This is a genomic window from Kitasatospora sp. NPDC005856, from assembly GCF_040629945.1.
Lineage (GTDB): Bacteria > Actinomycetota > Actinomycetes > Streptomycetales > Streptomycetaceae > Kitasatospora.
Genome location: NZ_JBEXWT010000056.1, coordinates 22,034 through 34,979, shown reverse-complemented (window position 1 = coordinate 34,979; position 12,946 = coordinate 22,034). Strand labels below are relative to the sequence as shown.

The following is a 12,946-nucleotide window of genomic DNA, read 5'->3' as shown; positions in this document are numbered from 1 at the left end:
ACCCCCGCCCCACCCCACCAGCCGCCACCCGGGTGAGCCCGGCGCACAACCCCCGCCCCGCGCCCCCGACATGCACGAGGGCGCCAGGTTCCCCTGACGCCCTCGTGCATGTCACCGGCTCGCGCCCGCGACTACCTCGCGTACGGATTGTCCTCCGGCGGCACCGGCGGCTGGTACGACGGCGGAGGCGGCGGCACCGCCCCCATCGGCTGCTGCTGCGGCGGCACCTGCGTCACCTCGGGCCGCGCGCCCGGCTTCCTCCGACGCCGCACCACCGCGAACACCACACCCGCCACCAACACCAACCCGGCCACCACACCGGCCACGATCGGCACCGTGCTGCCCGAACCGGCCGACTTCTCCGCCTTCGGCTGCGCACCAGCAGCCACCTCGGTCGGGGACTCGACCGGAACCGGCACCACCGACGCGGCAGCCGACGGACTGCCCGAAGACGACGGAGCCGCCGACGGCGTGGCCGCATCAGCCGGAAGCGGCGACACGTTCGCCGGGCCCGGATCCCCCGGATCCGTCAACGCGATACGCGGCCGCACCGCGCCCCAGCCGGCGTCATCCGTGCGAACCGTTCCCCCGTTCGGCCTGCTCGCCGTATTGATGAGCACCCGCAGAACCTGATTCGCCGTCCAGTCCTTGTGGACCGACCAGATCAGTGCCGCCGAAGCGGAAACCAGAGCTGCTGCGTCGGAGGTCCCGTGACTCTTGCAGTACTCAGTCTCCGAGGTGCATGCCGCGAGGATTTCCGCTCCCGGCGCGACCAGTGCGACATGAGGCCCGGTTTCCGACTCGTCCGTAACGGTTCCCTGACGGTCAATGGCCCCCACACCCACGACGTTGGGCAACCCGCCGGGATATGACACCAGGTTTCCGGCCTTCGCCTCGTTCCCAACGCTGGACACCACAAGGACGCCCTTGGATCGCGCACTGGCAAGGACCCTGTCGAGCTTGGCCACATCGTCCGGCGAAGCCGTCACGGCCGCAATCCCTTGCGAGATGTTGACGACCTTTGCCCCTTGGTCGACCGCGTAGTTGACGGCCTGCCCGATCTGATCCAGGAAATCGGCGGAGACCACGGACCCGGCAGTCCCATTGTTGATCTTGAGTGGCAAGATCTTGACACCTGGCGCCAAACCGTAGGCGCCGGTTCCCCCCACGCCCTTCCCCGTGCCGGCGATCAAACTGGACATCTCCGTGCCGTGGCCGTTCTTGAACGATCCCACTCCCCCGGGAATGCCGCTGAAGTCCTTTCCCGGCAGGAACTGCCCCACGAGGTCAGGGTGGTCCAGCCTGAACCCTCCGTCGACCACGGCAACGGTGATCCCCTGCCCCGTGGAGACCTTCCACATCTCTGGAGCATGCATCGCATCCAGGTGCCACTGCCGCGCGCGGACCGTATCGTCCGCAACCGCAGGTGCTGCGACCGGGCCGGCCACGATTCCCGTCGCCAGAAGTGCCGCAGCAGCAGCCCGCCAACGCGCTCGCGCGTCAGTCCGCCCCATCACAACTCCTCGTCAATCTCTCCGTCGACCGGGAAGCGTGCCCCGAACAAGCCTGCCCGGCCACTGGGGAGGCCCAGTGGCCGGGCAGTCGTTGCCGTCTACTCAATCACGTCCGGATTGCTGTGCGGCGTACCACTCGTCCAGGTTTCCTCGTCCTCGTGCAGGTAGTCGGCCCGCTTGCGGCGGTCGCGCTCGTTCCGGCCGCCGTGGCCCGCCGCTCCGGGGGCCATCATGCCGTTCTGCCGGGACTGGGCGCCGCCCTCGCCCGCACTTGCCGCGCGGTTGCGCAGACCGGTGCCACCGGGAGTGAACTCCCCGCCCGTGGCCGGCCCCTTGCGCCCTCCGACCGTCCCGCCGGTGGTCGAGGACAGGCCCCGGCCCCGCGAACCGCCGCCGGCCCCGACCGCACCACCGTGAGCGCCGCCCATGCCGGGGTGCATGCCGCCCGCGCCGCCGGGCCCACCGACCCGGCCGCCGCCCGGCCCCGCCTCGCGGGCGCCGAAGACCGTCCCGCTGGGCAGCCCCGGAGTGCCGCCCTTCCCTAGCGCCGGGCCGCCGCCGAACGTGCTCGTGCGCGGCTGGATCTGGCCGCCGCCCTTGGTCGGGAACGATCCGCCGCCCGGTCCCGAGGGGAAGCCCGTGACCGGGCCGCCCGTGGGGGTGCCGGGACCGCCGCTCGGGCCACCCGGCCCGTTCGGATAGCCGGGGAGGGTGGTCGGTCCGTCCGTGGGCAGCTGGCCACCGCCGGGGCCGTACGGGCCGGTCTGGGTGGGCAGGGTCGGCGCGGGGGGCAGGCTGTTGAGGTCGGTGCCCGGCCGGTTGACCGGCTCCGACGGGTAGGACGGCGGGATCGAGGTCCCCGGGTCCTGCGGCGCGGGCGGCAGCTGGCCGCCGCCACCGTGCGGCGGGGGCGTCGTGTTGCCCGGGTTGGACGGGCCGGAACCGCCCGAGCCCGGGTCGCGGGGCAGGACCGTGCCGCCGCCGTAGCCGCCACCGGACGGGCTGGAACCACCGCCGCTACCGCCGCTCAGACGAGGGCTGCGAACGGTGCCACCACCACCGCCGGTGCCTCCGCCGCTCCCGTTGGACGCCGCGCTGGAGTCGTTCTGGTCCTTCCCGTTCCCCGGCGTCCCCGGCAGGGAGACGTTGTCGTCGAGTCCGTTCAGCGTCGTCGTCGCCGCGCTGTACGCCTGCGCCAGCTTCTCCATCTGGAGAATGGCTTCCTGCCGTTCCTTCTCGATCTTCGCCTTGGCCTGGTTGGCCGCGTCCGCGGTCACCCACTTCTTGTCGACGGAAGCCATGTACGAGTCGACCGACTGACCGACGATGTTCTGCGCCGCGGCCGGTGGGATGTACACCGTCTGCGAGTTGTGCCGGGCGACCGCGTCGACCTCCGTCTGAGGGACCGGAGGCACGGCGGCCCTGGCCGTGCTGAGCGCCTCGCCGGCCTGCGTCATCGCGTTGCCCGCGGTCGTGGAGTGCTGAGAGATGATCGCCGCTGACTTGTAGAGGTTGCCGACCCAGGTCTTGAAGTTCTCGGCCGCCGGCCCTTCCCAGTGGACCTGGCCCAGGTGTGCCTGAAGAGCCTTGCTGAGCTCCGACAGGACGCGGCCGGCGTCCTGGAGCTGCGCCGCACGCTTCAGCACCTCTGTCGGCTTCGCGCCGTCGACCATTCCCTTGAGCACTGCATGGTCGATGCTGTCGAAGTCTGTCGTTCCTGCCATGATTCGCTCCCCGTCTCCCCGTAGGTCTCTCCCGGCACCCCGGTCAGAGGTTCAAGTCCTTGGACTTCGGTGCCGTCCCGCTCGATCCCGCCGGCGGCGTCCGGTTCTCGTTGGCCCCGTACGAGCTCGCCACCGCGTTCTGGGCGGCCGCCGCCTGGTTCTCATTGCTGTCGTACGAGCTGGCCGTCTTCGCGACCGCCGTCGTCATCGCCTCGATCTGGGCCACGAAGTCCTTGTGGAGCTTGACGAGTTGCTCGTGCACCTTGCCGTAGGCGGAGTTCAGAGCCACCGCCTCCGGGAACCTCCCGGCGTCCGCGCCGTTGACGAAGCTGCCCTGGGTGACCTTCTGCTCCTGGAGCTTGTACGGCGCGGCCGCCGAGCCCTCCATCGCGGCGAGAAGCGCCTCGACCTTCCCCGCGAACGTCTTCAGGGTCTGCAGCTCGATCTCGACGTTCTGCTTGCCGAACGCCGCCACCAGGTCGCTCGCGCTGCCGTTCGTCTGCATGGTGCTGACGATGGGGGCGAGGTCGATCCCGCCCAGCGGCCAGGGGAGCTTCTGCTCCAGCACGTACGGAGCCGGCTCGTTCGCAGGCGCCTGACCGTTCGGGTCGGTACCCGACGGGCTGGGCGCGGGGCTGGACGACGGACTGGGTGCCGGGCTCGCCGAAGGGCTCGGGGCCGGGCTCGCCGATGGGCTGGGCGAAGGATTCGCCGACGGACTCGGCGTGGGACTCGCCGAGGGCGTCGGCGAAGGACTGGGCGACGGACTCACCGAAGGAGCCGGCGTCCCCGAACTAGTTGCACCATTGCCTGCCACAGCAGTTCACCTCTCCCCCGTACGGCCGGCCGTGCCCGGGTTTCCCGGGCGGCCGCGTGCCGCAACACACCGTCAACTTCTGGTTCGTACCGTCCTGGTCGGCGTGCCGACCGCCCTGTGGACGGTTTCCACCTCCGTCATCGTAGCCACCACCCCTGTCGGCCCGGCAGGGACCTTGGCCCGCCCGTACGCGATCGGTACGAACTTGACACGTACGGGCCGCCACGGTGGCCCTGGGTAGACTGGCCCGGTACGCCCCATCTGCCGCGCAATGTCGCACAGCAGCGACCCGAGGCCGCAGAACGGACGTGACCGCGTGAGCTCTTCCGACGTCTCTCCTTCGCCCTGGTGGGCCCGTGCCGCGCGGCCCGCGCGGCCGCCGGTGCCGGTGGCGCTGATGGTGCGGGCGGCGGTGGGCATGGCGGTGCCGTTGACGGTGGGGCTGCTGGCGGGCCGGCTGGATCTGGGGGTGTTCGCCGGGCTCGGGGCGATGCACGCGACGATGAACGACCGGGTCGAACCGGGCAGGCTGCGGGCCGCCCGGATCGGGACGGCGGTCCTCGCCTCGGCGGTCGGGATGCTGATCGGCACCGCGCTTCAGCACGCCGACGTGGACGGCCTCGTCCTGGGGTTCGCGCTGACGCTGACCGCCTTCGCCTCCGGCGCGTTGAGCGCGACGGGTCCGCGCGGTTCGGCGGCCGGGATGCTGCTGCTGGTGTCGGCCGCGCTGGGCAGCGGGATGCCCCTGCCGCGGCCGTGGTGGGCGGCGGCGCCGATGCTGCTGGTCGGGGCGGCGTTCGTGGTGCTGCTCGGGCTGCCGGCGGGGGCGCCGAACCGGCCCGCCGCGGATCCCCGCAACCGGGCGCTGGCCGCCGCGTACGAAGCGCTCGGCCGCACCCTGGCGGACCTGGGCGGCCCGCGGGCGGGGGCCTCGCGCCAGGTGCTGACGGCCCGTCTGAACCAGCTCCAGGACCTGCTCGGGACGAACCGGCGGAGCTCGCGGGACGGGCGGAGCGCACCGGACCGCCGCGGTCGGATGTACGAGGCCGCCCTCGCCGCCACCGAGGCGGCGACCGGTCTGGTGTGGGCCCGCCGTCCGGTCCCGCCGGAGGTGGCCGAGGTGCCGAACCGGCTGGCGGCCGCCGTGCGGCGGGGCGGCGGCGAGGTCGCCGTCCCCGACTGGCGGCCCGACACCCCCTCGCGGCAGGCCCTGGACGTGGCCCTGCGCGCCGCCGCCGACACCGTGGCCGGCCGCGACACCCGGCTCGGCACCGCCCCCGCACCGCCTCCGGACCCCTGGCGGCTGCGGGCGCGACTGCTGTCCCGGGGGTCGGTCCGGTACGGGCTGCGGGTCGCGCTGTGCATCGCGGTCGGCTCGGCGGTGACCGCCAACTACCCGCTCAGCAAGAGCTACTGGGTGCCGATGACGATCGCCTTCGTGCTCAAGCCGGACCTCGGCTCGGTGTTCCTGCGTGCGGTGAGCCGCTCGGTCGGCACGGTGCTCGGGGTGGCCGTGACCGCGGCGCTGCTCATGGCCGCCACCGGCGAGTGGGCGCTGACCGCGATGGCCGCCGGCTGCGTGGCCCTGCTCCCGTACGCGACGGCGGCGCACTACGGGCTGAACACCGTGGTGATGACGCCGATGGCGCTGGTCCTGCTCCAGCTCGGCGGGCAGAGCGGCGCCGCCGAGTTCTGGCCCCGGGTCCTGGACACCGTGCTGGCCAGCGCGATCGTCCTGCTCTTCGGCTACCTGCTGTGGCCGGAGCGCCCGCGTCACCGGATCGAGCCCAGGCTGGTCGAGGCGACGACGGCGCTGCGGGCCTACCTCGACGCCGTCGTCGAGGACGCCGTCGCCGAGAGGGCAGACGCCGCGAAGGCCGTTGCCGAGAGGGCAGACGCCGCGAAGGCCGTCACCGGCGGGGGCGGCGCCCGCGAGGACTCCGCCGCACGGGACGGCAACGCCCAGGTGTGGCTGCGCCGTACGGCCTACCGGTCGCTGGCGGACGCCCGCCGGGAGGTCCGGCAGGGCCTGACGGAGCCGCCGCCCGCCGGCCGGCTGGCCGAGCAGTGGCTGCCGGCGACGGCGGCGCTGGAGCGGCTGGGCGGCGCGGTGGCGGCCTTCGCGGCGCAGATCCGGTACGGCGGGCGGGTGCCGGACCCTGCCGAGGTGGGACGGGTGCGGCACGCGCTGGACGAGCTGTCCGCCGCCGCCCGGGCGCACCGCCCGCCGACGACCCCGGCGGCCCGTCCGACCGCCCCGCACGACCCGACGCGCAGTGCGCTCGGCCGCGCGGCGGAGGAGCTCGAAACGCTCCTCCGCGGCCGTCCGGACGGATGACCCGGCGCGGGCAACTCCGACGAGCGACCCGGCCCGGGCAACTCCGACGAGCGACCCGGCCCGGGCAACCCCGACGGGCAACCTCGCCCGGACCTGCTCAGACCTGACAGACCCGCTCAGACCTGCTCGGCCAGCTCCAGCCAGCTCATCTCCAGCTCCTCCTTCTCCTCCCGGACGCCGCGCAGCTGCGCGTCCAGCTCCGCGACCTTGGAGAAGTCGGCGGCGTGCTCGGCGAGTTGGGCGTGCAGCTTGGACTCCTTCTCGTCCAGCTTGGCGATCTGCCGCTCCAGCTTCTGCATCTCCTTCTTCGCCGCCCGCAGGTCCCCGCCGGACAGCGCGGGGGCACCGGCCGCGCCGCCGGACGCGTCCGCGGCCCCCGAACCGGCCGAACCGGCCGGAGCGGCGGCGGAAGCCTCGGCGGCCATCCGGGCCCGGCGCTCCAGGTACTCGTCCACGCCGTTCGGCAGCATCCGCATCTTCTTGTCGCCGAGCAGCGCGTGGACGGTGTCCGTGGTGCGCTCGATGAAGAAGCGGTCGTGGCTGATGACGATCATCGAGCCGGGCCAGCCGTCGAGCAGGTCCTCCAGCTGGTTGAGCGTCTCGATGTCGAGGTCGTTGGTGGGCTCGTCCAGGAACAGCACGTTGGGCTCGTCCATCAGGAGCCGCAGCAGCTGGAGCCGGCGCCGCTCGCCGCCGGACAGGTCGCCGACCGGCGTCCACTGCTTGTCCTTGCCGAAGCCGAACTGCTCGCACAGCTGGCCGGCGCTCATCTCCCGGCCCTTGCCGAGGTCGACCCTCGAGCGGACCTGTTCGATGGCCTGGAGCACCCGGGTCTCCGGGTCCAGCTCGGCGACCTCCTGCGACAGGTAGGCCAGCCGCACGGTCTTGCCGACCTTGATGACGCCCGACGCGGGCTGCACGTCGCCCTCGCTCGCGTACGCGTCGCGCAGCGCGCGCAGCAGCGAGGTCTTGCCGGCACCGTTGACGCCCAGCAGGCCGATCCGGTCGCCGGGGCCGAGCTGCCAGGTGAGGTTCTCCAGCAGCAGCTTGGGGCCGGCCTTGACGGTCACGCCCTCCAGGTCGAAGACCGTCTTCCCGAGCCGCGCGTTGGCGAACTTCATCAGCTCGGACTTGTCGCGCGGCTCCGGCACGTCCGCGATCAGGGCGTTGGCGGCCTCGATCCGGTAGCGCGGCTTGGAGGTGCGGGCGGGGGCGCCGCGGCGCAGCCAGGCCAGCTCCTTGCGGGCCATGTTCTGGCGCTTCTGCTCCTCGACGGCCTCGATCCGGGAGCGCTCGGCGCGGGAGAAGACGTAGTCGGAGTAGCCGCCCTCGTACTCGTGCACCTCGCCGTGCTGGACGTCCCACATCCGGGTGCAGACCTGGTCGAGGAACCAGCGGTCGTGGGTGACGCAGACGAGCGCGGAGCGGCGCTTCTGGAGGTGCTCGGCGAGCCAGTTGATGCCCTCGACGTCGAGGTGGTTGGTGGGCTCGTCGAGGACGACGAGGTCGGGCGAGCCGAGCAGCAGCTTGGCGAGCGCGATCCGGCGGCGCTCGCCGCCGGAGAGCGGGCCGATGACGGTGTCCAGGCCGTCGGCGAAGCCGGGCAGGTCGAGGCCGCCGAAGAGGCCCTCGATGATGTCGCGGATGCGGGCGTCGCCGAGCCACTCGTGGTCGGCCCGGTCGGCGATCACCTCGTGCCGGATGGTGGCGTTCGGGTCGAGCGAGTCGTGCTGGGTGAGGACGGCCATCTGGAGCCCGCCGGAGTGGGTGATCCGGCCGCCGTCGGGCTCCTCCAGCTTGGCGAGCATCCGGATCAGGGTGGTCTTGCCGTCGCCGTTGCGGCCGACGACGCCGATCCGGTCGCCCTCGCTGACGCCCAGGCTGACGGCGTCCAGCAGGGCGCGGGTGCCGTAGACCTTCGTGACGGACTCGATGGTGGCGAGGTTGACGGCCACGTGTGCTGCGCTCCTGGGTTCGGCGGTCGCGGGGCGGCCCGCCGCTCGACGGCCGGGTGCCCCTCTCGGGACACCCCGATCTCCCCAGCCTAATGGGCCCGCCGGAGCACGTTCACCGCGTCAGCCCACCACGGCCGCCCCCGGCACCGGCCCGTGGGTGGCGTGGGCGGTCCGGCAGGTGCCGGAGGCCCGCAGCGCCTCGGCCACCGCGGCGGCGGCCTCGGCGTCCTTGACCAGGAAGGCGCAGGTGGGCCCGGAGCCGGAGACCAGGGCCCCGAGCGCGCCCGCCTCGGTGCCGGCGCGCAGGGTGGCGGCGAGTGCGGGGCGCAGGGAGAGCGCGGCGGGCTGGAGGTCGTTGGCGAGCGCGGCGGCCAGGGCGACGGCGTCGCCCTCGGCGAGGGCGGCGAGCAGCGCCGGGTCGGCGTCCGGGGTGGGGACGTCGGTGGCGCCGGAGCCGGTGCCGGCCTCCTCGCGCAGGCGGTCGCACTCGCGGAAGACCGAGGGGGTGGACAGGCCGCCCTCGGCGACCGCGAAGACCCAGTGGAAGGTGCCCTCGGCGGCCAGCGGCTCCAGGATCTCGCCGCGGCCGCGGCCCAGCGCGACGCCGCCGAGCAGGGCGAACGGCACGTCGGAGCCGAGTTCGGCGGCCAGCTCCAGCAGCACCGGCAGCGGGGTGTCCAGCTGCCAGAGCGCGTCGCAGGCGACCAGTGCCGCCGCGCCGTCGGCGCTGCCGCCGGCCATGCCGCCGGCCACCGGGATGGCCTTGGCGATGTGCAGGTGCACGCCCGGGTCGGCGATGCCGTGGTGGGCGGCGAGCAGCCGGGCGGCGCGGGCGGCGAGGTTGCTGTCGTCCAGTGGGACGGCGGCGGCGTCGGGGCCGGAGCAGCCGAGCGTCACGCCCTCGCCGTGGGTGGCGGTGACCTCGTCCCCGAGGGCGACCGCGAAGAAGACGTTGGCCAGGTCGTGGAAGCCGTCGGGGCGCAGCCCGCCGACTCCCAGCTGGACGTTGACCTTGGCCGGCACCCGTACGGTGATCACGTGGCGTCCTCGGCGGGCTTGTGCTCGGCGGGCTTGTCCTCGGCGGGCTTGTCCTCGGCGGGCTTGTGCTCGGCGATCGCGGCGAACTGCTCCACCGTGAGCATCTCGCCGCGCAGCCTGTGGTCGATGCCGGCGGCCGCGAGCGCCTGCTCGGCCCCTGCGGCGGAGCCCGCCCAGCCGGCCAGCGCGGCGCGCAGGGTCTTGCGCCGCTGGGCGAACGCGGCGTCGACCACCGCGAACACCTCCTGGCGGCTGGCAGTGGTCTTCGGCGGCTCGCGGCGGATCAGCGAGACCAGCCCGGAGTCGACGTTGGGGGCGGGCCAGAACACGTTCCGCCCGATGGCGCCGGCCCGCTTCACGTCGGCGTACCAGTTGGCCTTGACCGACGGGACGCCGTACACCTTGTTGCCCGGCTTGGCGGCGAGCCGGTCGGCGACCTCGCTCTGCACCATCACCAGGGTCCGCTCGATGCTGGGGAAGGTGGCCAGCATGTGCAGCAGGACCGGCACGGCGACGTTGTACGGGAGGTTGGCGACCAGCGCGGTGGGCGCGGGCCCGGGCAGCTCGGTGACCTCCATGGCGTCGCTGAACACCAGGTCGAAGGAGTCCGCCTTGCCGGGCATCCGGGCCGCGACGGTGTCCGGCAGGTGCTGCGCCAGCACCGGGTCGATCTCGACCGCGGTCACGTGCCGCGCCACCTCCAGCAGCGCCAGGGTGAGCGAGCCGAGCCCGGGCCCGACCTCCACCACCGCGTCCTGCTCCGTCACCTCGGCGGCCCGGACGATCCGCCGCACGGTGTTGCCGTCGATGACGAAGTTCTGCCCGCGCTGCTTGGTCGGCTTCACGCCGAACGCGGCCGCCAGCTCCCGGATGTCGGCGCTGCCCAGCAGGGGGGTCCCCCCGGCCGGAGGCTGGGGGCGGCTGTCAGGGGTGGGGTCGGTGGTGCTCACGCGCCAAGGATACGGGCGCGGGGGCCGCCGTCCGGACGCGCCGATCCGGACGGGCCCCCGGCCACGGGCTCAGTACCCGAAGGCCCGCGCCGTGTTGGCCGCGACGGCCGTGGACAGCTCGTCCTCGTGCAGCCCCAGGGTGGCGGCCATCGAGCGCACCGTGACCGGGATGAGGTACGGGGCGTTCGGGCGGCCGCGGTAGGGGTGCGGGGTGAGGAACGGGGCGTCGGTCTCGACCAGGATCCGGTCCAGCGGGGTGGCGAGCAGGGCGTCGCGCAGCGGCTGGTTGGCCTTGAAGGTGACCGGGCCGGCGAAGGAGAGGTACCAGCCGTGCTCGGCGCAGGTCTTGGCCATCTCCGCGTCGCCGGAGTAGCAGTGGAAGACCGTCCGCTCCGGGGCGCCCTCCTCCAGCAGGAGGGCGATGACGTCCTCGTGGGCGTCCCGGTCGTGGATGACCAGGGCCTTGCCGTGCCGCTTGGCCGTCTCGATGTGGCGGCGGAACGACTCCTTCTGGATCTCCACGCCCTCCGGACCGGTGCGGAAGTAGTCCAGGCCGGTCTCGCCGACCGCCACCACCTGCGGCAGGGCGGCGAGCCGGTCGATCTCGGCGAGCGCCTCGTCCAGCGCGGCGGCGCCGCCGGCCTTCCGCTGCTGCCCGGACCACCCGTCCGCGTCGCCGAGGAAGATCCGCGGCGCCTCGTTCGGGTGCAGGGCGACGGCCGCGTGCACCTGCTCGTACTGGGCCGCCAGTTCGGCGGCCCAGCGCGAGCCGGGCACGTCGCAGCCCACCTGGACCACCGTGGTGACCCCGACCGAGGCGGCCTTCGCCAGGCCCTCGGCCGGGGTGCCGGACTGCATGTCGAGGTGGGTGTGCGAGTCGGCCACCGCCACTGCCAGGGGTTCCGGCAGCGGCGGCGGGGTCGACCGGGCGTCGTCCTTGGCGGCCATGTCAGGCGGTCGGCTTCTCTTCGAGGCGCGGGAACAGGATCTCGCCCTTGGTGACGGTGGCACCGGCGGGCAGCCGGCCCCAGTCGGCCACGGTGGCGACGGTCTGCGCGGACAGCGCGCCCAGTCCGGCGGCCTCGGCGCCCAGCGAGGTCCACAGCTTCTCGGCGGTGGACGGCATCACCGGGTTGAGCAGCACGGCGGTGGCGCGCAGCGCCTCGGCGGCGGTGTAGAGGATGGTGGCCAGGCGGGCCTGTCCCTCGGCCGACTCGTCCTTGGCGACCTTCCAGGGCTCCTGCTCGGTGAGGTAGCCGTTGACCTGCTTGACGAACTCGAAGATCGCCGCGATGCCGCCCGCGAAGTCCAGCTCCTCGCCGATCTTCCGGTCGGCCGTCTCGACGGCCCTGGTCAGCCCGTCCGCGACGGCCTGCTCGGCCTCGCCGGCCGAAACGGCGGCGGGCAGCACCCCGCCGAAGTACTTGCCGACCATCGCGGCGACCCGGGAGGCCAGGTTGCCGAAGTCGTTGGCGAGCTCGGAGGTGTACCGGGCGGTGAAGTCCTCCCACGAGAACGAGCCGTCGGTGCCGAACGGGATCGCCCGCAGGAAGTAGTAGCGGTACGCGTCCACGCCGAAGTGCGAGGTCAGGTCGGTGGGCGCGATGCCGGTCAGGTTGGACTTGGACATCTTCTCGCCGCCGACCATCAGCCAGCCGTTGGCGACGACCCGCTTGGGCAGCGGCAGCCCGGCGGCCATCAGCATGGCGGGCCAGATGACGGCGTGGAAGCGGAGGATGTCCTTGCCGACCAGGTGGACCGAGGCGGGCCACAGCTCGGCGAAGCGCTCCGGGTCGCTGCCGTAGCCGGCCGCGGTGATGTAGTTCTGCAGCGCGTCCACCCACACGTAGAGGACGTGCTTCTCGTCCCAGGGCAGCGGGACGCCCCAGTCGAAGGTGGAGCGGGAGATCGAGAGGTCCTTGAGGTCCTGCTCGACGAAGCGCAGCACCTCGTTGCGGGCCGAGGCGGGCTGGATGAAGTCCGGGTTCGCCGCGTAGAACTCCAGCAGCTGCGGGCCGTAGGCGGAGAGGCGGAAGAAGTAGTTCTCCTCCTCCAGCCACTCGACGGGCCGCTTGTGCACGGAGCAGAGCTTCTCGTCGGCGGTCGCGCCGTCGAGCAGTTCGGAGGGGAGCTTGAACTCCTCGCAGCCGACGCAGTACGGGCCGGAGTAGCCGCCCTTGTAGATCTCGCCCTTGTCGTACAGGTCCTGGACGAACTCCTGCACCCGGGCGGTGTGCCGCTCCTCGGTGGTGCGGATGAAGTCGTCGTTGGCGATCTCCAGGTGCTCCCAGAGCGGCTTCCAGGCCTCCTCGACCAGCTTGTCGCACCACTCCTGCGGGGTGACGCCGTTCGCCTCGGCGGTCCGCATGATCTTCTGGCCGTGCTCGTCGGTACCGGTCAGGTACCAGACCTTCTCGCCGCGCTGGCGGTGCCAGCGGGTGAGGACGTCGCCCGCCACGGTGGTGTACGCGTGGCCCAGGTGCGGGCGATCGTTGACGTAGTAGATCGGGGTGGAAACGTAGTACGCCGGGGCGCTCGCCCCGGTGGTGCTGTGGTCTGCAGTGGCCGCCATGGTCGGAAAGCTTAGTCGGGCGTGCGGACCGCCCTCGA

General features: G+C 73.1%; 9 protein-coding genes. 1 reads left to right on the top strand and 8 read right to left on the bottom strand.

The features are described 5' to 3' along the window. Nucleotides 1-131 precede the first annotated feature (131 nt). The 3 genes from ABZ449_RS27960 to ABZ449_RS27950 all read right to left on the bottom strand — a co-directional run bounded on the left by ABZ449_RS27960 (nt 132) and on the right by ABZ449_RS27950 (nt 3,806). On the bottom strand, nt 132-1,361 hold the full coding sequence (locus tag ABZ449_RS27960) for a S8 family serine peptidase (RefSeq protein ID WP_360351414.1): 1,230 nt from the start codon (nt 1,359-1,361) through the stop codon (nt 132-134). Nucleotides 1,362-1,612: 251 nt separating this feature from the next. Beyond that, entirely contained in the window at nt 1,613-3,238 is a 1,626-nt protein-coding gene (locus ABZ449_RS27955) for a hypothetical protein (RefSeq protein ID WP_360351411.1), read from the bottom strand. A 43-nt stretch (nt 3,239-3,281) separates the two neighbouring features. Next, on the bottom strand, nt 3,282-3,806 hold the full coding sequence (locus ABZ449_RS27950; RefSeq protein ID WP_360351408.1) for a hypothetical protein: 525 nt from the start codon (nt 3,804-3,806) through the stop codon (nt 3,282-3,284). 565 nt (nt 3,807-4,371) lie between these two features. Here ABZ449_RS27950 and ABZ449_RS27945 point away from each other — a divergent pair. Further along, entirely contained in the window at nt 4,372-6,393 is a 2,022-nt protein-coding gene (locus ABZ449_RS27945; RefSeq protein ID WP_360351406.1) for an FUSC family protein, read from the top strand. A gap of 116 nt (nt 6,394-6,509) precedes the next feature. Here the strand turns inward: ABZ449_RS27945 and ABZ449_RS27940 are convergent, their stop codons facing one another. The 5 genes from ABZ449_RS27940 to metG form a co-directional block, all read right to left on the bottom strand. After that, nucleotides 6,510-8,348, bottom strand: a complete 1,839-nt coding sequence (locus ABZ449_RS27940) for an ABC-F family ATP-binding cassette domain-containing protein (protein WP_360351403.1) — start codon at nt 8,346-8,348, stop codon at nt 6,510-6,512. Nucleotides 8,349-8,468: 120 nt separating this feature from the next. Next, the gene (locus ABZ449_RS27935) at nt 8,469-9,386 is read right to left on the bottom strand and encodes a 4-(cytidine 5'-diphospho)-2-C-methyl-D-erythritol kinase (RefSeq protein WP_360351400.1); all 918 of its coding nucleotides are present in this window, start codon (nt 9,384-9,386) and stop codon (nt 8,469-8,471) included. Continuing rightward, nucleotides 9,383-10,336, bottom strand: a complete 954-nt coding sequence (gene rsmA / locus ABZ449_RS27930; RefSeq protein WP_360351397.1) for a 16S rRNA (adenine(1518)-N(6)/adenine(1519)-N(6))-dimethyltransferase RsmA — start codon at nt 10,334-10,336, stop codon at nt 9,383-9,385. The genes ABZ449_RS27935 and rsmA overlap by 4 nt, the downstream gene beginning before the upstream one ends. Before the next feature lie 69 nt (nt 10,337-10,405). After that, nucleotides 10,406-11,284 carry a TatD family hydrolase gene (locus ABZ449_RS27925; protein ID WP_360351394.1) on the bottom strand — a complete coding sequence of 293 codons (879 nt, stop codon included), beginning with the start codon at nt 11,282-11,284 and terminating at the stop codon, nt 10,406-10,408. 1 nt (nt 11,285) lies between these two features. After that, on the bottom strand, nt 11,286-12,908 hold the full coding sequence (metG, locus tag ABZ449_RS27920) for a methionine--tRNA ligase (protein WP_360351391.1): 1,623 nt from the start codon (nt 12,906-12,908) through the stop codon (nt 11,286-11,288). Between the last annotated feature and the right edge of the window lie 38 nt (nt 12,909-12,946).

What these genes read in the sequence shown, in the direction of transcription:
- ABZ449_RS27960 (WP_360351414.1), bottom strand. Translation starts at nt 1,361, where the DNA reads ATGTGGAAGGTCTCCACGGGGCAGGGGATCACCGTTGCCGTGGTCGAC.
- metG (WP_360351391.1), bottom strand. Translation starts at nt 12,908, where the DNA reads ATGGCGGCCACTGCAGACCACAGCACCACCGGGGCGAGCGCCCCGGCG.
- ABZ449_RS27955 (WP_360351411.1), bottom strand. Translation starts at nt 3,238, where the DNA reads ATGGCAGGAACGACAGACTTCGACAGCATCGACCATGCAGTGCTCAAG.
- ABZ449_RS27925 (WP_360351394.1), bottom strand. Translation starts at nt 11,284, where the DNA reads ATGGCCGCCAAGGACGACGCCCGGTCGACCCCGCCGCCGCTGCCGGAA.